Source organism: Janthinobacterium sp. BJB446, assembly GCF_002735655.1.
Taxonomy (GTDB): domain Bacteria; phylum Pseudomonadota; class Gammaproteobacteria; order Burkholderiales; family Burkholderiaceae_D; genus Janthinobacterium; species Janthinobacterium lividum.
This window is the reverse complement of sequence record NZ_PDZK01000001.1, coordinates 1,564,647-1,586,689: the sequence shown is the minus strand read 5'-3', so window position 1 is coordinate 1,586,689 and position 22,043 is coordinate 1,564,647. Positions and strand designations below refer to the sequence as shown.

At 62.3% G+C, this 22,043-nt stretch carries 27 protein-coding genes; 20 read left to right on the top strand and 7 right to left on the bottom strand.

Features of this window, described 5'->3' with window-relative positions; all coding sequences use genetic code 11:
• Positions 1–7: 7 nt before the first annotated feature.
• Positions 8–802: an SDR family NAD(P)-dependent oxidoreductase gene (locus tag CSQ92_RS06980; RefSeq protein WP_099393660.1), complete on the bottom strand. Its 795-nt coding sequence runs from the start codon at positions 800–802 to the stop codon at positions 8–10.
• A 97-nt stretch (positions 803–899) separates the two neighbouring features.
• On the opposite strand from CSQ92_RS06980, the gene CSQ92_RS06975 reads away from it, so the two are divergent.
• The 7 genes from CSQ92_RS06975 (at position 900) to CSQ92_RS06945 (ending at position 5,844) form a co-directional block, all read left to right on the top strand.
• A complete protein-coding gene (locus CSQ92_RS06975; protein WP_099393659.1) occupies positions 900–1,292 on the top strand; it encodes a MerR family transcriptional regulator in 393 nt (130 codons plus the stop codon).
• A complete protein-coding gene (locus CSQ92_RS06970; RefSeq protein ID WP_099393658.1) occupies positions 1,289–1,942 on the top strand; it encodes an SMI1/KNR4 family protein in 654 nt (217 codons plus the stop codon). Before CSQ92_RS06975 ends, CSQ92_RS06970 begins: the two co-directional genes overlap by 4 nt.
• Before the next feature lie 113 nt (positions 1,943–2,055).
• Positions 2,056–2,607, top strand: a complete 552-nt coding sequence (locus CSQ92_RS06965) for a DUF4142 domain-containing protein (RefSeq protein WP_052140594.1) — start codon at positions 2,056–2,058, stop codon at positions 2,605–2,607.
• A gap of 103 nt (positions 2,608–2,710) precedes the next feature.
• Complete coding sequence (locus CSQ92_RS06960) at positions 2,711–3,091, top strand: hypothetical protein (RefSeq protein ID WP_034787511.1); 381 nt, start codon at positions 2,711–2,713, stop codon at positions 3,089–3,091.
• Positions 3,092–3,105: 14 nt separating this feature from the next.
• Positions 3,106–3,537: a hypothetical protein gene (locus tag CSQ92_RS06955; protein ID WP_099393657.1), complete on the top strand. Its 432-nt coding sequence runs from the start codon at positions 3,106–3,108 to the stop codon at positions 3,535–3,537.
• A gap of 228 nt (positions 3,538–3,765) precedes the next feature.
• Complete coding sequence (locus CSQ92_RS06950) at positions 3,766–4,233, top strand: cache domain-containing protein (protein WP_180276959.1); 468 nt, start codon at positions 3,766–3,768, stop codon at positions 4,231–4,233.
• A 60-nt stretch (positions 4,234–4,293) separates the two neighbouring features.
• Complete coding sequence (locus CSQ92_RS06945) at positions 4,294–5,844, top strand: methyl-accepting chemotaxis protein (RefSeq protein WP_257219143.1); 1,551 nt, start codon at positions 4,294–4,296, stop codon at positions 5,842–5,844.
• Here CSQ92_RS06945 and CSQ92_RS06940 read toward each other — a convergent pair.
• Positions 5,841–6,851, bottom strand: a complete 1,011-nt coding sequence (locus CSQ92_RS06940) for a hypothetical protein (RefSeq protein ID WP_099393655.1) — start codon at positions 6,849–6,851, stop codon at positions 5,841–5,843. The two genes, CSQ92_RS06945 and CSQ92_RS06940, sit on opposite strands and share 4 nt — an antisense overlap.
• A 42-nt stretch (positions 6,852–6,893) precedes the next feature.
• The gene (cadR, locus tag CSQ92_RS06935; RefSeq protein WP_034787498.1) at positions 6,894–7,325 is read right to left on the bottom strand and encodes a Cd(II)/Pb(II)-responsive transcriptional regulator; all 432 of its coding nucleotides are present in this window, start codon (positions 7,323–7,325) and stop codon (positions 6,894–6,896) included.
• Positions 7,326–7,423: 98 nt separating this feature from the next.
• Between cadR and CSQ92_RS06930 the strand changes: the two genes are divergently transcribed.
• From CSQ92_RS06930 to CSQ92_RS06920, 3 genes are all read left to right on the top strand, one after another.
• Entirely contained in the window at positions 7,424–9,709 is a 2,286-nt protein-coding gene (locus tag CSQ92_RS06930; protein ID WP_099393654.1) for a heavy metal translocating P-type ATPase, read from the top strand.
• An 85-nt stretch (positions 9,710–9,794) separates the two neighbouring features.
• Entirely contained in the window at positions 9,795–11,258 is a 1,464-nt protein-coding gene (locus CSQ92_RS06925; protein WP_099393653.1) for an alpha/beta fold hydrolase, read from the top strand.
• Positions 11,259–11,267: 9 nt separating this feature from the next.
• Entirely contained in the window at positions 11,268–12,320 is a 1,053-nt protein-coding gene (locus CSQ92_RS06920; protein ID WP_099393652.1) for an alpha/beta fold hydrolase, read from the top strand.
• A gap of 4 nt (positions 12,321–12,324) precedes the next feature.
• On the opposite strand, the gene CSQ92_RS06915 is transcribed toward CSQ92_RS06920, so the two are convergent.
• Together CSQ92_RS06915 and CSQ92_RS06910 are read right to left on the bottom strand one after the other, a co-directional pair.
• Positions 12,325–13,812: an MFS transporter gene (locus CSQ92_RS06915; protein WP_269450147.1), complete on the bottom strand. Its 1,488-nt coding sequence runs from the start codon at positions 13,810–13,812 to the stop codon at positions 12,325–12,327.
• Positions 13,813–13,940: 128 nt separating this feature from the next.
• Positions 13,941–14,525 (bottom strand): GNAT family N-acetyltransferase, encoded by a 585-nt coding sequence (locus CSQ92_RS06910; RefSeq protein ID WP_180276958.1) that lies wholly within the window; start codon positions 14,523–14,525, stop codon positions 13,941–13,943.
• A 97-nt stretch (positions 14,526–14,622) separates the two neighbouring features.
• Here CSQ92_RS06910 and CSQ92_RS06905 point away from each other — a divergent pair, with 97 nt between their 5' ends.
• The 3 genes from CSQ92_RS06905 (at position 14,623) to CSQ92_RS06900 (ending at position 16,191) form a co-directional block, all read left to right on the top strand.
• Positions 14,623–15,504 carry a LysR family transcriptional regulator gene (locus tag CSQ92_RS06905; RefSeq protein ID WP_176375614.1) on the top strand — a complete coding sequence of 294 codons (882 nt, stop codon included), beginning with the start codon at positions 14,623–14,625 and terminating at the stop codon, positions 15,502–15,504.
• A gap of 100 nt (positions 15,505–15,604) precedes the next feature.
• Entirely contained in the window at positions 15,605–15,736 is a 132-nt protein-coding gene (locus CSQ92_RS29310; RefSeq protein ID WP_257219142.1) for a hypothetical protein, read from the top strand.
• Positions 15,733–16,191, top strand: a complete 459-nt coding sequence (locus tag CSQ92_RS06900; protein WP_143450299.1) for a hypothetical protein — start codon at positions 15,733–15,735, stop codon at positions 16,189–16,191. The genes CSQ92_RS29310 and CSQ92_RS06900 overlap by 4 nt, the downstream gene beginning before the upstream one ends.
• A 14-nt stretch (positions 16,192–16,205) precedes the next feature.
• On the opposite strand, the gene CSQ92_RS06895 is transcribed toward CSQ92_RS06900, so the two are convergent.
• Together CSQ92_RS06895 and CSQ92_RS06890 are read right to left on the bottom strand one after the other, a co-directional pair.
• Positions 16,206–17,258: an NAD(P)/FAD-dependent oxidoreductase gene (locus tag CSQ92_RS06895; protein WP_099393647.1), complete on the bottom strand. Its 1,053-nt coding sequence runs from the start codon at positions 17,256–17,258 to the stop codon at positions 16,206–16,208.
• Between the two features lie 17 nt (positions 17,259–17,275).
• Positions 17,276–17,821, bottom strand: coding sequence for a GNAT family N-acetyltransferase (locus CSQ92_RS06890; protein WP_099393646.1), 546 nt, complete (start codon positions 17,819–17,821; stop codon positions 17,276–17,278).
• A gap of 100 nt (positions 17,822–17,921) precedes the next feature.
• On the opposite strand from CSQ92_RS06890, the gene CSQ92_RS06885 reads away from it, so the two are divergent.
• The 7 genes from CSQ92_RS06885 (at position 17,922) to CSQ92_RS06855 (ending at position 22,035) form a co-directional block, all read left to right on the top strand.
• Positions 17,922–19,106 (top strand): citrate synthase, encoded by a 1,185-nt coding sequence (locus CSQ92_RS06885; RefSeq protein WP_099394608.1) that lies wholly within the window; start codon positions 17,922–17,924, stop codon positions 19,104–19,106.
• A 134-nt stretch (positions 19,107–19,240) separates the two neighbouring features.
• Positions 19,241–19,615: a hypothetical protein gene (locus CSQ92_RS06880; RefSeq protein ID WP_099393645.1), complete on the top strand. Its 375-nt coding sequence runs from the start codon at positions 19,241–19,243 to the stop codon at positions 19,613–19,615.
• A gap of 81 nt (positions 19,616–19,696) precedes the next feature.
• Entirely contained in the window at positions 19,697–20,179 is a 483-nt protein-coding gene (locus CSQ92_RS06875; protein ID WP_052140589.1) for a MarR family winged helix-turn-helix transcriptional regulator, read from the top strand.
• Between the two features lie 31 nt (positions 20,180–20,210).
• Positions 20,211–20,663, top strand: coding sequence for a PaaI family thioesterase (locus tag CSQ92_RS06870; RefSeq protein ID WP_099393644.1), 453 nt, complete (start codon positions 20,211–20,213; stop codon positions 20,661–20,663).
• Positions 20,660–21,097: a GNAT family N-acetyltransferase gene (locus CSQ92_RS06865; protein WP_099393643.1), complete on the top strand. Its 438-nt coding sequence runs from the start codon at positions 20,660–20,662 to the stop codon at positions 21,095–21,097. Before CSQ92_RS06870 ends, CSQ92_RS06865 begins: the two co-directional genes overlap by 4 nt.
• A 209-nt stretch (positions 21,098–21,306) precedes the next feature.
• Positions 21,307–21,546: a hypothetical protein gene (locus CSQ92_RS06860; protein ID WP_099393642.1), complete on the top strand. Its 240-nt coding sequence runs from the start codon at positions 21,307–21,309 to the stop codon at positions 21,544–21,546.
• A gap of 75 nt (positions 21,547–21,621) precedes the next feature.
• Complete coding sequence (locus CSQ92_RS06855; RefSeq protein ID WP_099393641.1) at positions 21,622–22,035, top strand: hypothetical protein; 414 nt, start codon at positions 21,622–21,624, stop codon at positions 22,033–22,035.
• Positions 22,036–22,043: the final 8 nt, after the last annotated feature.

The following is a 22,043-nucleotide window of genomic DNA, read 5'->3' as shown; positions in this document are numbered from 1 at the left end:
CTGAAGCCTACGCCGCCTTCGGCTTGAGCATGCCTTCCACGATCCCCAGCACGGTCTGGCGCGGCAGCAAGCGCGGCAGCCAGGCCAGCAGCCGGTTCGGCCTGCCTGCCACATGGCTGCTGCGGCCCCGGTCCAGCGCGCGCAGCGCTTCATCGACGACGGCTTGCGGATCCATGCGCTTGCCCACGGCTGCTTCGGGTGCCGCCACCACGTCGAAAAAGGCCGTTTCCGTGGCGCCCGGGCACAGGGCCAGCACGCGCACGCCGCGGCTGCGATTTTCGGCCCACAGGGCTTCCGAAAACGACAGCACGAAAGCCTTGCTGGCGCCATACACGGCCATGTAGGGATCGGGTTGCAGCGCCGCCGTGGACGCCACATTGGTGATGGCGCCCCGCCCTTTTGCCAGCATGTGCGGCAAGGCGCAGTGCGTCAGTTCCATGAGGGCCGTGCAATTGACGGCCACCTCAAGCCCCTGGCGTGCCAGATCGATGCTTTCGAAGCGGCCGTGCGTGGCGAAACCCGCATTATTGATCAGTACATCGGGCGCCATGCCCAGCGCGCAGGCTTGCGCGTAGGCTTGTGCTGCGGCGCCGGGCAGGCTCAGGTCGACCACCAGCGCATGCGCGCGGATGCCGTGGCGCTGGGAAAGTTCCTTGGCCAGGCTGTCGAGCACGGCGCCGGAACGGGCCAGCAGCAGCAAATGGGCGCCGCGCGCGGCCAGGGTTTCCGCGAAGACGCGACCGATGCCGGACGAGGCACCCGTGATCAGCACGGTCTGGTTGAAATAGTCGTATGGGAGCATGGCAAAAGTGTCGTGGTTGAAAGTGTTTCTAATGTAAACTGTGGTCCTTAGTCCACGGTCAAGCGTGGAACGCAAATGAGTAGAAAGTCAAAAAACTATGCGCATCGGAGAAATCACCCGGCTGACGGGCGTGAGCAAGGACACGGTGCGTTTTTACGAGCGCCAGGGTCTGCTGGATGAAGCGCCACAGCCGGGCTTGACGAATAACTACAAGGAATATTCGGCGCAGGCGCTGCGGCGCATCGAGCTGATCGGCCACGCCAAGGCGCTGGGCTTTACCTTGAAGGAAATCGCCGAAGTCATTGCTGTATGGCAGGAAAATGCGCTCGATACGGCCACCAAACGAGCGATGCTGGAAACGAAAATTGCCCAGATCGATGACAAGGCCCGCTCGATGGCCGTGCTGCGCGCCGGCCTCGCCGATGCGCTGGCCAAGGTGGAGACGGGCTGCGACGATGCGGCGCCAGTACATAATAAGGAGAATCAATGAGCAACTACTACATGCAATACCGCCACCTGGCACTGCAAGGCGCCAAGCCTGCCCCCACGGCGCAGCAGATCGCCGCCATCGAAGCCTTGCTGGAAGCGCCCTTGCCGGCGGCCTTCCTCGCGTTCTTGCAAGTGGCCAATGGCGCTTATTTTGATTACACCTGCGATGTGCCTGACGGCAATGGCGGCGTGGAAAAAATGGGCTTCAATACCTTCTTCAGCGCTGACGAAGGCGATTTCTGCGATGAAACTCTGGTGGGCGAAATCCGCTCCGAACGCGAGAATACGGGCATGCCGGTGCGCATCCTGCCATTTGCCCGCGATGGCGGCAATTCCATGGTCTACCTGGACCTGACGGAGGAAGGCGGCGGCCGGGTACTGGCCTATGTGCAGGAGTTGCCGGACTGGACAGGCAAGCGGGCCCACGGAATGATGGAGCTGGCGCCATCCTTCGACGCCTGGCTGGACAGCCTGTACATCGACCGCGACACGGTGCTCGACGAACTCGAACACAGCGTCTCGGAACCCTCGCACCTGGACGCGATGGCAGAATGGCTCGATATCGGCATGCCCGCCTGGCGCCGCGATGCGGGCATTGCCGCTTTGTTTGCTCTCAAACAAGTCGAATTGTGCGCTAACGAACAGGACTAGTCCTACGGGCATGGTCGTGACTGTCCTATGGGTGTGCGCAGGCTGCGGGCTTAACATTGTCATCAGCTTGTAGAAAAAACCACGCATGCACTCATGATATGAAAGGATTTCCCATGCCTATCTCTACCACCAGTTCGCGTACTCCCTCCCTGAAAAGCGTGGCCATCGGCGCCGCCGTGGCGCTCTTGAGCGGCATCGCCATCAACAGCATCGCCGCTGCCGCGCCGGGCGCGTACGACAAGCAATTCCTCAGCAAGGCCGCCGATGCTGGCAGCACGGAGATTGCTGCCAGCAAAGTGGCGCAAAGCAAGAGCAGCAATGGGGAGGTGAAGAAATTCGCCGACGCCATGGTCACCGACCACACGAAAGTGGCTGAGGAGCTGAAACAGCTGGCCAGCAGCAAGCAAATCGAGGTCAGCGACCAGCCCGGCGCCAAACACAAGGCGCAGATCGACAGGCTGAGCCGCCTGGAAGGCCAGCCTTTCGACAAGGAATATGCAGCCAGCATCGGCGTGGCGGCGCACAAGGAAGCCGTGAAACTGTTTACGGACGCCAGCCAGAAAGCCAGCGATCCCGACATCAAGGCCTTTGCCGTCAAAACCTTGCCAGCGCTGCAACATCACCTGGAAATGGCGAACGCCCTGCAGGCGACGTTGGCGAAATAGACATCCATACGCGGGGAAATACTTGCAGTACGTGCTGTACAGCAAGTATTTCCGCTCTTGACATACAATGCGGCAACTTCGTTTTTGGCCATGCCATGACCTCATGCAGCTACTCAAGAAAACCGGCCTGATCGCCGCCGCCTTCCTGCTCATCATTGTGTTGGCAGGCTGGCTATTCATCAAGGTGAGCGCGGCGCGCAATGCCACCGTTTATGCACAGCAGTGGAACGATCAGGGCACGTGCGTGATCAAGACCTATGTGCCGCACTACGGCAACGGCGTGCCGCAGAACATCGTGCGCGCCCTCAGCACATCCACCTTTTTCCGCGTGTATCACAAGGATGGCACCCTGCTGGAAAGCACGGAATGGGTGCTGGACATGCATGAAGACGGCATCCTCGACCATGCCCGCTGGGGCCAGAACCGCGCCATCTACCCGACCGACCTTGGGTATGAAGGCTGGACCTTGCCCGAGTGCGCGTAAAAGGGGGAGCCATCATGCAACAGCAAAAAGGATTGCGCGGCCCCTGGAGCGACGCCCCCTACCTTCCCACCTTGCACCATTTCCTCGGTCCCTTTGACGTGTATGACCGCGAAGAAACCCTGGGCGTGGAGCTGGACACCTGGGACATGAACGATCCCGCCCAGCGCGCAGCGCTGATACGGCGCGACATCACGTCGCAATACAAGGAACTCGGCTACCGCCACCGCCACGCGCTGGTGGCTGTGCTGGCGCAGGCCTTGCAAGACCCTGCTTACGATTTCCAGGCCATCCTCGAGCATGACCCCGAAAGCACGCATGCGCTGCCGGCCCTGTGGGACGAGATGGACGACCCGCGCGCCTTCTTTGCCGATATCTACCGCCTGGTGATGCAGGACTGGCGCGACGACCTGGCGCGCGCGGCGGCGGAAGACCCGGCCGACTGGTAGCGCGGCGCAGGCACCACACTAGCGTATCGATAGCCTTCAGCACCGTTTCCCCTCTGAAAACAGCGTTTTTGCAAGCTGCACGCAGCGTTGCAAAAACGCCCCACGCAAAAAAAAACTGTTGCACCAGCGCATGCCTGCTGGCATCGCGCTACCATGAACCATCAGCACTTTCCCTACCGCACCGGTTCCCCGCCGGCGTCCCTCTGCCGCAATGTGAAGGAGATTTTCATGCCCAAGTTCGCCCCTGCCATTTGCCTGTCGCTCATGCTTGCCGCCGCTACCTTGCCTGGTATCGCCAGCGCTGCGGAAGGCGGCGCCACGCGCCCCGATGCCGAAGCCATGGTCAAGAAAGGCGTGGCCTACATCAAGAGCGCTGGCGACGCCAAGGCGTATGGCGAAATCACGGCCAAGTCGCCGCAATTCATCCTGCACGACCTGTACCTGGTCGTCTATAAACTCGACGGCACGGTCGTCGCGCATGGCGCCAACCCGAAAATGGTGGGCAAGAACCTGATCGAATTGAAGGATATCGATGGCAAGGCTTTCGTCAAGGAACGAGTCGACTTGGCCAAGAGCAAGGGCACGTTCTGGCAGGAATACAAATTCACGAATCCGGAAACCAAGAAAATCGAGCCGAAAGTGATGTATTGCGAAAAGCTGGCCGAGACCGTCGTCTGCGGCGGCATCTACCTGTAGCCGGCCGCCGCGCCGCCAGCGCCGGGATGGTTTTCCGCTCTCTTGACGATAGGGCTTCCGATGAAAATCGCACAGAAGATGTTGATCGTCCCGGTGGTCGCGCTGGCTTGCCTGCTGGCCATGGGGGCCTTGTCCTACTTCGCCATGCAGCAGAACGAGCAGCGCATGCGCGAATTGAAAGACGTCACCCTGACGGCCGAACGGCTTGCGAACCAGCAAGCCATTGCCCTGGGCCAGGTGCACGCCGACGTGTACGCGAAGATTGCCATCGCGGCCAGCCTGTCGGACGAACAGTTCAAGCAATTCGGCGCGCAAACGGATGGCCAGCTGAACGCCATTGCGCAAGGCTTGAAGGAACTGCAGAAATTCTCGGGCGCCGCCACGGAAGCGGGCCAGGCGCTGCCGGGCATCGAGCGCTACCGTGCCAGCGTGGCACAGGCGCTGGACCTGGCGTCCATGGACCCGAATACGGGCGTGGCCGCGATGCAAAATGCCGCCGGGCACTACCAGCAAGTGCGCGGGCAATTGCGCCAGGTGCTGCTCAACCTCGATCACCGCACAGTCGATGCGTTGCAGGATACCAAGAATGCGGGCCAGCGGGCCGGCTGGCTGTCGCTGGGTACCATGGTCATCGGCTTTGCCCTGCTGGCCCTGATCGCCACGTGGGTGGCGCGCTCCGTGGTGCGGCCCATCGATGATGCTTGCCGCGCCGCCGAATCGCTGGCCGCCGGCGACCTGACCACGCGCATCGAGGCGCAGGGTGACGACGAGGTGGGCAAGCTGTCACGCGCCCTGGCCACCGTGCTGAAAAACTGGAACACCTTATTGGGCGACATCCGCCAGGCGGGCTCCACCATCACGGTGGAAGCGAGTGAAATCGCGCTCGGCAATGCCGACTTGTCGGCCCGCACCGAGTCGCAAGCCCATTCCTTGCAGGAAACGGCCACGTCCATGCATGCCTTGACCGATACCGTGCGCGAGAATGCCAGTCACGCGCACCAGGCCAACCAGATGGTGCTGTCGACCTCGAACGTGGCGCTGGAAGGCGGCCGCGTCGTGGGCCAGGTGGTCGAAACGATGGGCTCGATCAAGGCCAGTTCCGGGCGCATTGTCGATATCATCGCCGTCATCGACGGCATCGCGTTCCAGACGAATATCCTCGCCTTGAACGCGGCCGTGGAAGCGGCGCGCGCAGGCGAACAGGGGCGCGGCTTTGCCGTCGTCGCCACCGAAGTGCGGGGCCTGGCGCAGCGTTCGGCCACGGCGGCCCGTGAAATCAAGCAGCTGATCGAGGATTCTGTTGCCAGGATAGAAACGGGCAGCGAACTGGCCGACAGCGCCGGGCGCACCATGGGAGATATTGTCGCCTCCGTCCAGCAAGTGACGGAAATCATGAACGACATCACGGCGGCCAGCCAGCGCCAGAGCAAGGGCATCGAGGAAGTCAACAATGCCATCACGGAAATGGACGAATTGACCCAGCGTAATGCCGCCCTCGTCGAGCAATCGGCCGCCGCCGCGCAAAGCATGCAGGACCAGGCGCACGATTTATTGCGCGTGGTCGACGCCTTCCGCCTGGGTGATGGCGGCCCGCCCTTGCTGACGCGTTAGCGCGGTGACTGCATGGCCGCTGCGGCGCAGTCGAGCATCCGCTTGCCTGCCGCCACCAGTGCCGGATCGTCCTCATCCTGCAGCAGCGTGCCCACGACGCTCTGGTCGATAACGCTGCCCTGCATGGCTGCCAGGCGTGCCACGCGGTCCTGCGTGGCGCCATCGCCAATCGTACGGGCACTGAAGCTGTACAGGCCGGCGATTTCGCGTTGGTGCAGCCATTGCATCAATTGCACCAGGCGCGCCTGCTCCACATAGCTCAGTTCGCTCACCTTGCGCTCAGCCAAGGCGTAATACACTTCCAGGCGCGCCATCCAGTTGCCCTGTGCGGCAGCCGCAAGCAGCTGGTCCCAGGCGGCGCCCGCGTGCAGCACGGGCAGCGGCTGCAGCTGATAGGCTCGCACGGCTTGCTGCTGCGGCAATGCGCCGTAGGCCGTGGGCGCCTTGCAGACAAACTGGCGCACATCGGGGCCGCCTTGCCGCAAGCCGCTGGCGATATGCCGCTGGATCTTGTCGCCGATGGACAGCAGGCGCCTGGCGTGTTCCTGCATGGACCACTCCGGCGGCAGTTTGCCCAGCCAAGCCAGCGCATCGTCATTGGCCCGGACCGCCCGCTCGTAGGCTACCGCCTTGGCCTGTTGATCTTTCTCTCTGGCCAGTTTGAGCGCATCCTGCTCTTCATCATAGCGGCTCGTGGTTTTGGCCAGTTGCATGCATTGCTGGAAGGCGTCAGGGGCGCCCTGCCAGCATTCGGCGGGAACCTTCAGTTGCCAGCGCATGCTGACAGTTTTCAGAATATACGTGTCTTCCCCCTCCTCCCCCTTGACATAGGCACGGCCGTCCGCCTTGGTCACGCCTTTCGTCAGCTGCTTGCCGCCAAGCGTGCTCCAGGTATACGGATCATCATTTTGCGGCACGCCGGGCACGGCGTACAAAGTCAGGTAATGGCCGGCTGCGGCAGGTGCATCGGCGGCATGGCTCAGCGGCGACAGCAGGGATAAGGTCAATAAAGTTTTTTTAGGCAACAGTTTCAACATGCAGCAATCGGTTCAATGAAGTTCGGTATGGCAGGCGCAGTCGTGGCCGCTGGCCGCCTCGGACAGGTTTTGCAAAATCGCGCAGTCTTGCGACGGCTGCGGCTGGTCGCACTGATGGCGCAAGGTCACCAGTTGCTGCTGCAGGGTTTGCAAATTCGCCATCTGTTCGGCAATGCGCAGAATATGGTGGTCGAGCAATTCATTGACGCTCTGGCAGCCTTCGGCCGGATTGTTCTTAAATTCCAGCAAGGCACGGATATCCGTCAAGCCGATCTGCAGGGAGCGGCAATGGCGGATGAATTGCAGCCGCTCCTGGTGTTCTTCCCGGTACTCGCGGTAGCCGGCGCTGTTGCGGCCCGGTTCCTGCAGCAAGCCCGCCTTTTCATAGTAACGCACGGTTTCCACGTCACAATCTGTCCGTTTGGCCAGTTCTCCGATACGCATGGCATCCCCTTTTCATTCTTTCATACAAATTCCGCTTGACCCTGTAGCGGCTACAGGGTTTCTAATGGAAGCATACACGAAACCGGAAGGATGATGCGATGCCGCACGATAGCCATAACCACGCACCTGACCACGAGCATAAGCATGACCACAAGCACGAGCATGCGCCCAAGGCGGCCAGCTGCTGCTCCAGCCAGCATGCGTGCTCGTCCACGCCTGCCGCCCCAACCGGCCCAGTCCTGCCCAGCACGCCCATCGCCGGCGCCAACACGGCCAAATACCGCATTGCCAACATGGATTGCCCCACGGAAGAGCGCTTGATCCGCAACAAGCTGGGCAATATGACGGGCGTGGTGGGCCTCGATTTCAACCTGATGAACCGCGTACTCGACGTGCACCATACGCTGCCGACACTGGCCACGGTGGAAGCGGCGCTGCACGGCATCGGCATGCAGGCGATTCCCATGAAGGCGGACGCGGCAGTCAGGCGCGATCCGAATGAAGGCAACCTCAGCAGCTTGCAAAAAGGCTTGCTGGTCGTCTCCGGCCTGGCCGCTGCCGGCGCCGAAGCGCTGGCGTGGACCACGCATGAAGACAGTTCGCCCCTCGTCATCGCCCTGGCCCTGCTGTCGATCGCCACGGGCGGCTGGCCGACCCTGAAAAAGGGCTGGATTGCCCTGAAAACGTTCACCCTGAACATCAATTTCCTGATGAGCCTAGCGGTCTTTGGCGCCATCGCCATCGGCCAGTGGCCGGAAGCGGCCATGGTCATCTTCCTGTTCGCCATCGCCGAGTTGATCGAAGGTTTGTCCCTGAACCGCGCGCGCAACGCCGTGCACAGCCTGATGCAACTGGCGCCCGACACGGCGACCGTTGCCGACGCCAGCGGCGCCTGGCAGCCAGTTGCTGTCGCCACGGTGGCCATCGGCACGCTGATGCGCGTGAAGCCGGGCGAACGCATCGCCCTCGACGGCATCGTGGCCAGCGGCGAGTCGTCCGTCAACCAGGCGCCGATCACCGGTGAAAGCATGCCGGTGGACAAGGCCGTGGGCGACGTCGTGTATGCGGGCACCATCAATGAACGGGGCTTGCTCGACGTTACCGTCACGGCCAACAGCGGCAACAGCACCCTGGCGAAAATCGTCAAGGTGATCGAGGAAACGCAAGGAAAACAGGCGCCCACGCAGCGCTTTGTCGACAATTTCGCCCGCTACTACACGCCGGCCGTGGTCGTGTTCGCCATCCTGGTCGCCGTACTGCCGCCTTTGCTTTTTGGCGCGCCTTTCATGGCCTGGGTATATAAAGCGCTGGTGATGCTGGTGATCGCCTGCCCGTGCGCGCTCGTCATTTCCACGCCTGTCACCGTCGTCAGCGGCCTGACGGCGGCCGCGCGGCGGGGCATTCTGGTGAAAGGCGGGCAATTCCTGGAAACGGGCTACCGCATCAAGGCCATCGCCGTCGACAAGACGGGCACCTTGACCATGGGCAAACCGGCCGTCACGGACGTGGTGGCATTGGACGGCAGCAACCGCGACGCCATCTTGCTGCTGGCCGCCAGTCTGGACGCCAACTCGGCCCACCCGCTGGCCGCCGCCATCGTCAAGGCGGGCCCGCCCGCCGGCAGCCATTTGCCCGTGACCCAGTTTGCCGCCCTGCATGGACGCGGCGTGCAAGGCACGATCGCCGGCCAGACCTATTATCTGGGCAATGCGCGCCTGATGACGGAATTGAATGTCCTGACGCCGGCACTGCAAGCCGTCCTGGCGCGGCTGGAACAGCAAGCCTACACGGCCATGGTGCTGGCCACGCCGGACGGCGCGCTGGGCGTCATCGCCGTGGCCGACGTGCTGCGCCCCACGGCGGCGTCCGCCATCGCCAGATTGAATGCGCTGGGCGTCACCACCGTGATGCTGACGGGCGACAATCTGCTGACGGCGCAGCGCATCGGTGCCGAAGTGGGCGTCAGCCTGGTCAAGGCGGAACTGCTGCCGGAAAACAAGCTCGATGAAATCAAGGCCTTGCAGCAGCAGTTCGGCGTGGTCGCCATGCTGGGCGACGGCGTCAACGACGCCCCGGCCCTGGCGCAGGCCGACATCGGTTTTGCCATGGGCGCGGCCGGCAGCGACACGGCCATCGAAACGGCGGACGTGGCCCTGATGGATGACGAGCTGGGCAAATTGCCCGAATTCATCAGCCTGAGCCAGCGCACGCGCAGCATCCTCGTGCAAAACATCAGCTTTGCCATCGGCATCAAGGCCGTGTTCTTCGGCCTGGCCCTGGCCGGCATGGCGACCCTGTGGATGGCCGTGTTCGCCGACGTGGGCGCCAGCCTGCTGGTGGTGGCGAACGGCCTCAGGCTGCTGCGCGGCAGTAAAGCCAAATAAATCCACGTGGAAAACTTTCCATCTGGACAATTGCTGTAAAAAACGCTACTTTGGCGGCTGATCTCCATCTCTGCCAAAGTAGCCGATGACCTTTCTTCCCCGCCTGACCTTGCTGGCCACTCTGCTGGTTGGCACCTCCCTGCATGCCGAACCGATGTTTTTCACGCCCTGTTCCGATACGGCCGCCCCCGGCAGCCTGTGTTCGGGCTTGAACGTGCCTGGCAGCTACGACGCCCAGGGCCGCGGCATCGGCGAGCCGGATGCCATGCACGTTTTCGTGCGCAAGTTTTCGGCCGATGTGCCTGCCGGCAAGCCCGCCAAGGGCACCCTGTGGCTGGTGGCGGGCGGCCCCGGCGAATCGGGCGCTTCGTTCTACAACTTGCTGCCCACCTTGCGCCGCAGCTTTCCCGGCTTTGAATTCCTCATCCCCGACCACCGCGGCACGGGCAATTCTTCTCGCCTGTGCAAGGTGGAAGAGTCGGAACAGAGTCCCGGCGGCCGCGCGCTGGCTGGCGCCGAATGGGCCAGCTGCTTTGCCGGCATCAACTTGATGCCGGAATACGCAGGCCAGTTTTCCATCACGATGGCGGCACGCGACTTGCAAGCCCTGATCGAAGGCGAACGCAAGGCCAAGGGCAAACAGCCGCCAGTGTATGTATACAGTGTGTCGTACGGCACGCAACTGGTCTTGCGCGCCTTGCAACTGGGACCATTGCCCGTCAAGGGCGTCATCTTCGACTCGCTGGTGCCGCCGCAAACGGATGCGCGCTGGGACTTGAGCCAGCGTTCGCACGTGGTCAACACGGTCGGCATGCAGGTGCTGGCCCGCTGCGACGCGGACCTGGCCTGCCATGCGGCGATTGCCGAGCCGGCCGCAACCTTGTACCGCCGCGTGCTGGACAAGACGCAAGCGGATCCCGCCCTGCTGGCGAAGATTCCGGGCAAGAACCTGAAAAATTTCCTGGGCGGCATGCTCGACGTGCCGGCCGCCCGCGCCCGCATCCCTTATCTGCTGCGCGAGCTGGACCAGGGCAAGGATGGGGAACTGGCGTCCGCGCGCGCCACGTTGACGCAGGCGGCGGCCAGTCTGGGCAGCTATTCCCAGTCGCCGTTGTCGATTCCTCTGGTCAGTATCATCAGTAATTCGGAAAACAATCTGCAGCCTTCGTTGCGCCCCGGCTGGGCCGCCACCGACCTTGACCGCGACGAGGCGGACTTGCTGTTTACCAGTCCCCTGCCCCGCATCCTGCTGGGCGGCGGCTTGCCCACCTACCCGCGCGATGCCTTCTTCGGCGCTTTGCCGGCGAAAGTGCCGCCAACTCTGGTTCTGCAGGGAACCCTGGACCCGAAAACGCCGTACGCGGGCGCGCAGGCGCAGGTACAGGCTTTGACGCAGAGCAAGGCCGGCAAGGTAGCCCTGTCCACCGTGCAGAACGCCCCGCATTTCCTGTTATGGACGGCGCCCGCCTGCTTTGCACAGGCCAGTACCCGCTTTATCGCCGGCAAGCAGGCGCAGGATTGCACGCTGCAGTTCCCCCCAACTATATAAGAGGACGATATGCGCATCACAGGCCTGGCATTGCTGCTGTTATCTTGTTACGGCGTGGCGCAAGCGGCGCCGCCCGTCTCGCCGTCCATCTGCGCCTCGCCCGCACAGTCCGTCCGCGAGCAAGGCTATGTGCCCATCAATGGCATCGAGCAATGGATCACGATCACGGGCGCCGCCTGCGGCAATCCCGTGATCCTGTTCATCCACGGCGGCCCCGGCAATGCGCTGAGTCCCTACGCGGATGCCATCTATGCCGGCTGGGAACGCCACTACACCCTGGTGCAGTGGGACCAGCGCGGCGCGGGCATGACGTATGCAAAACAGCAGCCCACTGAAGATGTGCGCTTGACGGTGGAACAGATGCGCGACGACGGCATCGCCGTGGCCCGCTATATCGAACAGCATCTGGGCCAGCGGAAAGTCATTTTGATGGGTAGTTCCTGGGGCTCGATCCTGGGCGTGCACATGGCCAAGGCGCAGCCGGACCTGTTCCACGCGTATATCGGCACGGCGCAGGTGGTCAATGCGCGGGCCAACGAAACCGGCATGTACCGGGAAGTGCTTGCGCTGGCGCAAGCGGCCGGCGATACCGCCACGGTGGACAAGCTGACAGCGCTCGGTGCGCCGCCCTGGCGCGATCCGCACAACTTCGGCATTCTGCGCCGCTTCGACCGCAAGTATGAGGGATTGGCAACGGATGCGCCGCCGAAACACTGGTGGCAGCCGGCGCCGTTCTACGCCACGCCGCAAGCCCTGGCAGCGGCCGAGGCAGCCGATGATTATTCGTACATCCAGTTCATCGGCATGCAAGGCGACGGCATGTTCGCCAAGGTCGACCTGCCCGCGCTGGGCACGCGCTTTGACTTGCCCGTGTTTTTCATCATGGGCGAAGCGGATCTGCTGACCTCGCCCGCCATCGCGCGCAGCTACTTCGACAGCATCACGGCGCCGGTCAAGGATTTTACCTTGGTGAAACGCGCCGGACACGACCCCAACCAGGCCGTGCACGACGCCCAATGGACGGTCTTGCGCGACAAGGTGGCGCCGCAGCTGGTGCGCTGAACTATCAAATCGCGCAGACCGCGCGGCGCGCCCGCAGATGCAGGTGGCGGATGGTGGCGGCTGCCAGCATCAAAATGGCAGACGCCGTCGCCAGCACGACAATAAACGCCTTGTCAAAGGCCGAGCGGGCCAGTTCCGACACTTGCAAGCCCAGTTCGGCCGGCAATTGCTCGGCGGCCAGCAGCGCCGCATCGAGGGTGTCATGGGCATTCGGCAACAGGCCCGCGCTTTCCGGGATGACCAGGGTGGCGCTGTAGACGGCCGACAGGATGGTGCCCAGCACGGTCACGCCGATCACGGCGCCCAGCTCATACGACACTTCCTCGATCGAGGCGGCCATGCCGGCCTGCTGTGGCGCCACGTTCAGCATCACGGCGCTGGACGCGGCCGTCATGACGGCGCCCAGGCCCAGACCCAGGATCACCAGGCTGGCCACCTGGGCCGAAACGGCGGCGTCATGCAGCACCAGATACGATGCCATGCCGATACCGGACAGCAGCAGCGAACCCCACAGTACCTTGGCCTTGTCGGCGCGCGGCAGCATGAAACCCGTCAATGGCCCGGCAAACACGGACGCCAGCGGCAGCGGCAACAGCAGCAAGCCCGCTTCCAGCGGCGACAATTCACGCACCAGCTGCATGTGCTGGCTCAGCGCCAGTTCCATGCCGATCAGCGCGGCCGAGGCCACCATGGCGGCGGCCACGGCGCTGGAAAACGGCAGTTCGCGGAACAGGGCGAAGTCGATCAGCGGCTTGGCCTGGCGCTTCTGGCGGCGCACGAACTTCAGCATGAAGAAGGCGCCCACGGCAAACGAGGCGGCGGCCAGCGCATACGAGGGCTGCGATTTGCCCAGCTCCTTGATCGCATACACGCCACCAAGCAGGCCCATCATGATTTGCAGCGAGCCCTTCAGATCCCACGGCTTGTCGCGGTTACCGGCCCGTTTCGGCAGCACGATGGCGGCCAGTACCAGGGTCAGCAGTACGATGGGCACGTTGATCAGGAAGACGGAACCCCACCAGTAGTGTTCCATCAGGAAACCACCGAGCACGGGGCCAAACGCGGCGCCGCCGGAAGCGATGGCCGCCCACACGCCGATGGCGAACGAGCGCTCGCGGTTGTCCGTAAAGGTCAGTCGGATGATGGACAAGGTGGCCGGCATCATCAAGGCGGCACCGATGGCCAGCAGCACGCGGGCAAAGATCAGCCATTCCGGCGCGGGCGAAAATGCGGCGCACAGCGAGGCGATGCCGAACACGGCCAGGCCGGCAAGGAAAACGGGTTTGTGGCTCAAGCGGTCACCGAGGGTGCCGAGGCCGGGCAACAGACCGGAGACGACCAGCGCGTACACGTTGATGATCCACAGTTTTTGCGAAGAGGATGCCTGCAAGTCGCGCGTCAGCGCGGGCAAGGCGGTGTAGAGCACGGTCATGTCGACCACGATCAGGAATAGGGCGCTGGAGACGATGGCCAGCGTCAGCCATTTTTTCATTGGATGCATAAACAACTCATGGATTTTAGTATAACTTTTAACAACTATCGGTTTGGATGAATTTGGTGCTGCGCAAATATTTACGTTCCAGGCTGCCACGGGCCTGGGCTTGTCGGTGGCGGCGGGCGTCAGCCACGGTCGCCATCCTTGTCATCCACGGCGGCGGTTACCGCTGGCACGTCGAGTTCGCGCAGCATGACGACGGACACTTGCTTGAAGCCGCGGCCCTGGAAGAATTGTTGCGCCGTCAGGTTGTGCGCGCCGCATTCGAGGAACAGACGGGCGATGCCGTGGCTGCGCAGCTCGTCGGCTACCCACTCCACCAGCTGGCTGCCGATGCCGCTGCCGCGCACGGAGGGCAGCAAGACCAGGTCGTCCAGCGCGGCGAACGATTTCGAGGCGCGCTGGCGCGTGTCTATCGAGACGAGTGCCATGCCGACGATATCGTCGCCGGAAGTGGCGACAGCCAGCAGGGTCGAATCGCCATGTGCCCAGTCATGCGACAGGGCGGCGCGGATTTCGCCACGGATCACCTCAGGCAAGTCCGCGCGCCAGTTGCCGGGCGCATCGGCGCGCTCGCCTTGCAGCTCCGAATGGGAGATATAGTCGGCGCTGACGTTATCAAGATATAACGTGCACAGCGCATCTTCGGCGGTGGCGTCGTGACACCAGCTGAAGCTGATGGCGGGGATATGGGCTTGAGCGTTTTTCATGGCGGATCTCGTGTTGTTGAAAATGTAAATGCATTTTATGTCGCCCCTGAATGGCATTCAAGTTAAAATCCATCTGTAAAACAGATAGGTGGATGCCATGCAATGGACTTTGGAACAAATGCGCTACTTCGAGGCGGCCGTCGCGGCCGGGTCTTTCTCGGGCGCGGCGCGCCGGCTGGGCCGCGCGCAATCGGTGGTCAGCACCTCGATCGGCTTGCTGGAAGCGGAATTCGGCGTGGAACTGTTCGACCGTTCGCGCCGCAGCGCCGTGCTGACGGAAGCGGGCAAGGTGATGCACCTGGAAGCGTGCGAATTGCTGCGCCAGGCCGAGCGATTGCAGCTGCGGGCGCAGCTCTTGAGCGAGGCGCCCGAAGCCCAGCTGACCCTGGCCCTGGACGAAGCCCTGCCCTACCTGGCCATCGGCACCCTGGTGAAAGAATTGGCGGCGCGCTACCCGGCGCTGGAACTGGTGATGCTCAACGCCACGGCGTCCGAGGTGGCGCAATACGTGGAGCAGCAGCAAGCCGACGTGGCTTTTCACTTCGACCGCGGCCCCATCTCCCCCGTGCTGGAACAGCAGCACATCGGCAGCGTGGCGCAAGGCGTATTCGTGGCCAAAGGTCATGCGATGGCCCACGGCCAGGAAGTGAGCCGCAACGAGCTGACCCGCTACCGCCAGCTGATCATGGATTCCGAGCTGAACCGCGAACACGCCTTCAGCCCCGCCGTCTGGTTTTCCGACAGTTTTTACAGCATCGCGGAAATGGTGGCGGACGAGCTGGGCTGGGCGATTCTCCCCCTGAACATCGCCAACTACGATAATTACAAAGGGTATCTGCAGGAAGTGCCGTGCCCTGCCCTGGCCTTGTCGCGCCTGCCGGTGCGGCGACTGTCGATTCACGGCAAAAAACTCAGCGAGACGAGTCTGTGGCTGACGACGAGGCTGGCGGAGTTGCTGGCGGATGGGCCGCGGGGCTAAGGCGTACTGCGCTCGTCCTGCTCATTAAATGAAGGAAAAGCTGGCGCGGGCATTTCGATGGCATGAGAATATAGCCAAAAGATGAAACAAAGGAAACAGCATGGATTTCAATTGGCACGGCGGCGATGGCGCCGCCAAAACCATGGGCGATGTCGCCGATGAATGGACGCGTCGGCATCATCCAGCCGGTGATGCGCAAATAAATACAATAAGTACTGAAAGCTTTACATGATGCACTCAACCGTCGTTAACAACTGGTTCAGCATGGCGAAAGACGATGCCGTGGAAATCGATCCCGATAATATCAATCACGAAGCCATGACCAATATGTGGAGCTTTTCGCCCACGGACGAGGAAACGCCCCAGATTCATGCGGCCGATATCGTTGCATTCATCGGCCAGGTGATCGCGGCCCGCAGCAGCGCGCTCGTTGGCGAGGAGATGCTGTTCTATTGCTGGCACGATGCGCAATGCCGCCAGTTGCGCTTCAGCCTGGTGTCGCGTTCGCATGGGCGGCTGCCGTTTCGCTGCGAGCTGCGCGAAACGCAGGATTTGTCTCTGATCGCCGACCGGGTGGTGAACGGGGATTGGCGCAACGAAGATTTCATGCAGGCCCCGTCGGAGGAAGGCGATGAGCAGGAGCAAGCACCGTTCATCCTGCCCGTATTTGTCGTGCCCGTGCCGTAGGAATCAGCGCACAATCACGCCAGAAAGCGCGCGGGCCGGCTAGCTTCCAGGGCCGACGCTGGCTGGCCAGTGACGATTTCCCCGCTGGCAAGCTGGCCCACGATGGCCGCCAGCACCACGCCAGGATGCATGGCGCACACGTATGCTCCTTCCACCTGCGACAGGTAACCGATGATGGGCACGCCATCGACGGGCATGGGGCGCAGGCCGACAGCGGCAAATTCCGGCGCAACGGCCTCGGCACCGTCCAGTTCATTGCGGATCGCACTGGCCGTGCGCTGCACCATGGCGGCGGGCTGGTTTTCCGGCGCATCGTCCACATAGTCTTCCGCCGCCAGCATGGTGCCATCCTCGGCTTGCCGCACTTCCATTGCATGGCTGGAGATGATGCCGCGCACGAGGCCGGGCGGCGCCGTGTAGCGCAGGAAGATGGCGGGCGAGGCGTGGATGGGCAGACTGGCGCCCAGTTTCTGCGCCAGCACAGCGGTACCCGTGCCTGCCGCCAATACGATCACATCCGCATCGATGATGCCCGTGGCCGTTTCCACGCCTGTCACCCGCGCGTCCCGGACCACAAAGCCCAGCACGGGCGTGTGCGTACGCACGGGCGCACCCAGCGCCTGGGCCGCTGCCAGCAACGCATGCGTGGCGGCAACGGCATCGAGGGCGCCCTGCTCCGGCTCGTGGACGGCCTGTTCCGGCGGCTGCCTGAGATGTGGCTCAAGCTGGGCGATGCGCGCGCGATCTGCCAACATGGATTCGGGCGACACGCGCCCATCCTGCGTGCCATACGACAAGGCGCCATGCCAGCGCACCGTCAAGCCTGGCACCTGTGTTTCCAGCTGGCGCCAGGCGGCGATGGCGCCACCGCGCAAGGCCGCGATGGGGTCCGGTCCGGCGCAGGACGTGTTAATCCAGGCAAACGAGGTGCCCGTCACGCCGGAAGCGATGCCGCCCGCCTCGACCACGGTGACGTTTGCCCCCTTGCTGGCCAGGTGATACGCGAGCGACGCGCCGACGATGCCGGCGCCGATGACGACGATGCGTTTTGGGGTTTTATGATTCATGTTTGGCAACTTTGGTTTTATGGCAGGACAGAGTCTACCCCAGCCGCCTGCAAATCCAGTGCATAGGCATGGCCATCGACAACGTTGCCTTCCACGATGGCAATATCGGGCACGGCAATTCCCTGCACGAAACCGCAGCGTTCCAGCACGCGGATCGATGCCGCATTGCCGTCGATGGCATAGGCGCACAGGCTGGCCAGCCGCCATTCGTCTTGCGCCAGGGCGATCAGGTGGTGCAGCGCGGCCGTGGCCAGGCCCTTGCCCGCTTGCTGTTGCCCGATGCGGTAGCCGACTTCGGCCACGCCTTGCTGCCGGTCAATGTCCTTGAGGTTGGCGCGGCCGATCAATTGCCCCTGCTCGCCGACGATGACGCACGGGTGCATGCGGCCCTGTGCGTGCTCATCCAGGAATTGCGCGACGTGGGCATGGATGCCGTCAACGCTGTAAAAAGTGTCCGGGCGCCGGTCGATATGGCGCTCGAACCAGGCCCGGTTGGCTTGCTCGAATGCCAGTAACGGGGCGGCGTCGTCCGGACGCAGGGTGCGTATGGTAAATGTGCTCATGGATACTCCGGGAAAGGCATGAGTCTAGTGACGCACCACCCGGGCCGTCAATCTTGATTCCATCAATCAATATAAAGTGACAAACGCTACAATGGCCGCCATGAACAACGATCTGTCCGCTCTTGACGCGGCGCGCCTGCTGGGCGTCAGCCTGCCCACCCTGTATTCCTATGTGAGCCGGGGCTTGCTCGCTTCCGTCAGCAATGGAACGTCGCGCCGCAAGCGCTATCCGCAGGAAGACGTGCTGCGCCTCGCGGCGCGCAAGAATGACGCCAAGCGCGGCGGCCAGACTGCCGTGGCTGCCATGCACTGGGGCTTGCCCGTGCTGGAGACGCGGATTTCCCACATCCTCGATGGCCGATTGCTGTACCGGGGCTGCGATGCGACAGCGCTGGCCCGGCACGCGACCCTGGAAGCGGCCGCAGGGCTGCTGTGGGACGATGGCGCAAGCGATTATTTCCGGCAAGACGCGCCTGCCCTGCCGCAAGGGTTGGCCAGCGCGCCGGATACCACGCCGCTGGCGCGTGCCATGCTTGTCATGGCCATGCTGGGGGCCAAGCCCGCCCCAGCGGCCATGTTGCAATATGGCCCCGAACTGATGCGCATCCTGGCCGCCGCCCTGCTGCAGGCGGCGCCATCCGCCTTGCCGCTGCACCTACAGTTGGCCAATGCGTGGAACGCCGACGCGGAGCAGGCTGAATTGCTGCGCGCCGCGCTCGTGCTGCTGGCCGACCATGAATTGAATGCGTCGACCTTTGCCGTGCGCTGCGTCGCTTCGACGGGCGCCAGCCTGCCGGCCGCATTGGGCGCGGGCTTGGCGGCCTTGTCCGGCGACAAGCACGGCGGCGGCAGTGCGGCCGCCCGGCGCATGTTGTCGCAGGCGCTTGCCGCGCCAGACGCCAGGGATGCCAGGGCCGTCATCGGCAAATACTACGCGGCCATCGCACCGGAATTCGCCGGCTTCGGCCACCCGCTGTATCCGCACGGCGACCCGCGCGCCGCGTATCTGCTGGAGCGCCTATCGGCGCTGTCGCACGCGCATCCGCAACTGCGCGCCATCCTGGCCGTGTGCGTCACGGCAGGCGAGCTGCTCGATACCAAGCCGAACGCCGACCTGGCGCTGGCCGCGATGGAGCTGGCGTTCGGCTGGCCAGAAGGCGCGGGCATGAGCGTGTTTGCGCTGGCCCGTTCGGCCGGCTGGATCGCGCATGCCGCTGAGCAAGCCGCCAGCGCGGCCCTGATACGGCCGCGAGCCCGCTATGTGGGCCGCCATCATCGCGATTAGAAACCAAAGTTCAGAATGCGTTGTGAATTGCCTCTCAGGTCAGCATGTGAGATTATCGGTTTGGTAATTTTCCACTATAGGTAACGCTGGTTTGCCTATCCAGGATTTTTAAAATCACGACTTGAGAAAGTGCCATGCGTAGAAAATTAGTCATATCGCTGATTGCATTACCGTTGTTCGGCTGTGTGAAACCAGAACCGCAAAATCTGACCGACTGGACGCAACTTGCATTGGTTGGCAAGACGTTGACATTAATCGACCCGGAGTTGCAGCAAATTTTCTCGTTCGACAAGGACGCAATAGTACGCGCGACTTTTGGCCGCAAAGGCGGTCCCGTCTCGGGTCCGATTCTGTACTGGCGGATCACAGACAACATGCTGGTCATTTCGATTTTTCCGGATTCGAACGTTGTAGACACGTTTAGTCACCCCGTAATGCAGGGCGCCAATATTGTTGCGACCCGTCAGTCAGGGGCAAAGGCAGTCTTCATCCTGGCGAATTCCCCGTAGACCGCCAGTCGATATTTGCCTCCCGCTGGTACTTGAGAATCGATGCTTGATTTATTACGCATACGTAGTAGTATACTCCGCATGCGTACCAATACTGACCTCCCCGATACAACCGCCGCCTGCCCGCTGGGCGAGCGTTCGCCGCGCCTGTTCAATCTGCTTAACCTGGCGCGCCAGAACCTGTTCCGCTCGGCCGATGCCGTCTTCAGCAGCGAACTGGGATTTTCCGGCACGCAAGTCGTCGCCTTGTTTGCCCTGAAGGGCGAGGAAGGCTGCCAGTTGAAGGATCTGGGGCGGGCGCTGCAACTGAAAAACTCGGCCGTCACGGGCCTGGTGGCGCGCATGGAAGAAAACGGCCTCATCGTGCGCGGCCAGTCGGCGCTCGATGCGCGCGCCGGCACCCTCCACATGTCGCCCAGGGGCGGCGAGGTGCTGGCCGCCGCCCTGCCCCTGCTCGACAGCCTGAATGAACAACTGAAGCAAGGTTTCAGCGAAGAAGAACTGGCCGTCGTGGCCCGCTTCCTGCTGCACGCCTCGCGCCTGCGTTTTGCGCAGGACGTCTGACCCATCCCACATCACCACCACAGGAGTTACCATGCACCCCAACGACATGACCGGCTTGCAACTGATGCAGGCTTTCGCGCAAGGCCTGTTCCCCCGGCCCGGCATTTCCAGGACCATGCCCATGGATGCGCAAACGGTCGAGCATGGCCGTGTCATCTTCACGGCGACGGCAAATGAAACGCACACCAATCCAATGGGCGGCGTGCACGGCGGTTTTGCCGCTACCGTGCTCGACACGGTCACGGGCTGCGCCACGCACACGGTCCTGCCGGCCGGCGAAAGCTACGGCACGACGGACCTCAACATCAAGATGTGCCGTCCCCTGCCCTTCAACGTGACGGTCTACGCTGAAGGCAAGGTCATCAATGCGGGACGCAACCTGGTCATTTCCGAAGGCACGATCCGCGACGAAGCCGGTAAAGTGTACGCGCACGCGACAGCCACCTGCATGATTATCCGCCCCCGGGAACAAGCGGCCGCATGATACGGCCCGGCAGCATCGCGGAAGCCTGGCACGTGCTGCAGGCGATACCCGAATTCGACCAGCGGCGCAGCCTGGCGCAGTTGCAGGAGCGGCTGCCCGCCAGTGCGCTGGTGCTCATCGGGGAAGCGGACGGCCAGCCCGTCGGCTGCAAGCTGGGATATGCCGCCGAGGATGGTTCCTTGTATAGCTGGCTCGGTGGCGTGCTGCCCGCGCACCGCAAAACGGGACTGGCGCAGCGGCTGCTGGAAGCCCAGGAAGCCTGGGCCAACGCACACGGCTTTGCGGCCGTCACAGTGAAATCGATGAACCGCTATCCCGCCATGCTGCGCGTGCTGATCCGCAATGGATACCAGGTACGGCTGGTGGAGCACTTTGGCGATCCTAGCAGGGAGCGCATTCATTTCGTCAAGCTGCTGTCCAGGAACGCCTCGTAAAATCACTTTCCTGTTTTTTGCTTTTCAAAAAATCAACAATGCCATACATGGCAAACATATTCGGAGAGACTGACGAACAGCTTTGAAATGCTGTGCTGAAGACTTAGGCTGAGTTCGGCCAAAAGCAGAAAAAACAAGGCATATGCGTCACCCACCAACAGCGGCAATCGGCCATTTACAGACGAAGATAAAGCGCGAATTTACATCATATGACCGAGCATACAAATTCTGAAGTTCACATAACACTTACTGCTGATGAGGCCCTTGTTTTATTTGATTTTTTGAGGCGCTACTCTGATTCAGGCCAATTGGACATAATAGACCAAGCAGAACAAAGAGCGCTCTGGAATTTGTGCTGCATTTTTGAGAAGAAATCAGTAGCTCCATTTAATATGGAATATGGTCAAGCGCTGTCAAAAGCTCGGGCGCAATTGCGTGACGAGGAATAATTTCGGATGGTCGCCACCGACCGCAACCGGCCAGAAGCGCCCCCGATGTGGGCATCGAGCAATCACTGCAACTGAATGCAAATGTTGAATAAGAGACTTTTTGATGCTATTGCATCTGCGGTGGACTTGGATGACCCTGCAGAGCAATTTTTAGCTCAGCAATTCATGATTGAGGCGATAGGAAGCGTGACTTCACAATTGCCTGAGGTTGCCAAGTCAGCCGCAGCTGTGGCGACTCGATTCATCACCGGCGCGGCGACGGCTGAGGAAGTCATTGCTGAGCGTGTACGCCTCTGGCGAGCAATTGAAGGGCGAGATCAATCGGACGAGCCAGACGTTTTGAAAATAAGAACTGCTATCTGCGTGTTGCATCCTATGGATATGGGCGCTTCTGCCGAAACATTGGAGTACTTTTTTTTGTTTTGGCAGCAAGGAGGCTTGCCGCAGGCTGAGCTTAAGGCCGCCGTTCAGAACAAGTATGGCATTTGAGGCGGCTT

Bases quoted from the DNA above. Each gene is read 5' to 3' on its own strand.
- CSQ92_RS06980 (WP_099393660.1), bottom strand. From the start codon at position 802: ATGCTCCCATACGACTATTTCAACCAGACCGTGCTGATCACGGGTGCC.
- CSQ92_RS06975 (WP_099393659.1), top strand. From the start codon at position 900: ATGCGCATCGGAGAAATCACCCGGCTGACGGGCGTGAGCAAGGACACG.
- CSQ92_RS06970 (WP_099393658.1), top strand. From the start codon at position 1,289: ATGAGCAACTACTACATGCAATACCGCCACCTGGCACTGCAAGGCGCC.
- CSQ92_RS06965 (WP_052140594.1), top strand. From the start codon at position 2,056: ATGCCTATCTCTACCACCAGTTCGCGTACTCCCTCCCTGAAAAGCGTG.
- CSQ92_RS06960 (WP_034787511.1), top strand. From the start codon at position 2,711: ATGCAGCTACTCAAGAAAACCGGCCTGATCGCCGCCGCCTTCCTGCTC.
- CSQ92_RS06955 (WP_099393657.1), top strand. From the start codon at position 3,106: ATGCAACAGCAAAAAGGATTGCGCGGCCCCTGGAGCGACGCCCCCTAC.
- CSQ92_RS06950 (WP_180276959.1), top strand. From the start codon at position 3,766: ATGCCCAAGTTCGCCCCTGCCATTTGCCTGTCGCTCATGCTTGCCGCC.
- CSQ92_RS06945 (WP_257219143.1), top strand. From the start codon at position 4,294: ATGAAAATCGCACAGAAGATGTTGATCGTCCCGGTGGTCGCGCTGGCT.
- cadR (WP_034787498.1), bottom strand. From the start codon at position 7,325: ATGCGTATCGGAGAACTGGCCAAACGGACAGATTGTGACGTGGAAACC.
- CSQ92_RS06930 (WP_099393654.1), top strand. From the start codon at position 7,424: ATGCCGCACGATAGCCATAACCACGCACCTGACCACGAGCATAAGCAT.
- CSQ92_RS06925 (WP_099393653.1), top strand. From the start codon at position 9,795: ATGACCTTTCTTCCCCGCCTGACCTTGCTGGCCACTCTGCTGGTTGGC.
- CSQ92_RS06920 (WP_099393652.1), top strand. From the start codon at position 11,268: ATGCGCATCACAGGCCTGGCATTGCTGCTGTTATCTTGTTACGGCGTG.
- CSQ92_RS06915 (WP_269450147.1), bottom strand. From the start codon at position 13,812: ATGAAAAAATGGCTGACGCTGGCCATCGTCTCCAGCGCCCTATTCCTG.
- CSQ92_RS06910 (WP_180276958.1), bottom strand. From the start codon at position 14,525: ATGAAAAACGCTCAAGCCCATATCCCCGCCATCAGCTTCAGCTGGTGT.
- CSQ92_RS06905 (WP_176375614.1), top strand. From the start codon at position 14,623: ATGCAATGGACTTTGGAACAAATGCGCTACTTCGAGGCGGCCGTCGCG.
- CSQ92_RS29310 (WP_257219142.1), top strand. From the start codon at position 15,605: ATGGATTTCAATTGGCACGGCGGCGATGGCGCCGCCAAAACCATGGGC.
- CSQ92_RS06900 (WP_143450299.1), top strand. From the start codon at position 15,733: ATGATGCACTCAACCGTCGTTAACAACTGGTTCAGCATGGCGAAAGAC.
- CSQ92_RS06895 (WP_099393647.1), bottom strand. From the start codon at position 17,258: ATGAATCATAAAACCCCAAAACGCATCGTCGTCATCGGCGCCGGCATC.
- CSQ92_RS06890 (WP_099393646.1), bottom strand. From the start codon at position 17,821: ATGAGCACATTTACCATACGCACCCTGCGTCCGGACGACGCCGCCCCG.
- CSQ92_RS06885 (WP_099394608.1), top strand. From the start codon at position 17,922: ATGAACAACGATCTGTCCGCTCTTGACGCGGCGCGCCTGCTGGGCGTC.
- CSQ92_RS06880 (WP_099393645.1), top strand. From the start codon at position 19,241: ATGCGTAGAAAATTAGTCATATCGCTGATTGCATTACCGTTGTTCGGC.
- CSQ92_RS06875 (WP_052140589.1), top strand. From the start codon at position 19,697: ATGCGTACCAATACTGACCTCCCCGATACAACCGCCGCCTGCCCGCTG.
- CSQ92_RS06870 (WP_099393644.1), top strand. From the start codon at position 20,211: ATGCACCCCAACGACATGACCGGCTTGCAACTGATGCAGGCTTTCGCG.
- CSQ92_RS06865 (WP_099393643.1), top strand. From the start codon at position 20,660: ATGATACGGCCCGGCAGCATCGCGGAAGCCTGGCACGTGCTGCAGGCG.
- CSQ92_RS06860 (WP_099393642.1), top strand. From the start codon at position 21,307: ATGACCGAGCATACAAATTCTGAAGTTCACATAACACTTACTGCTGAT.
- CSQ92_RS06855 (WP_099393641.1), top strand. From the start codon at position 21,622: ATGCAAATGTTGAATAAGAGACTTTTTGATGCTATTGCATCTGCGGTG.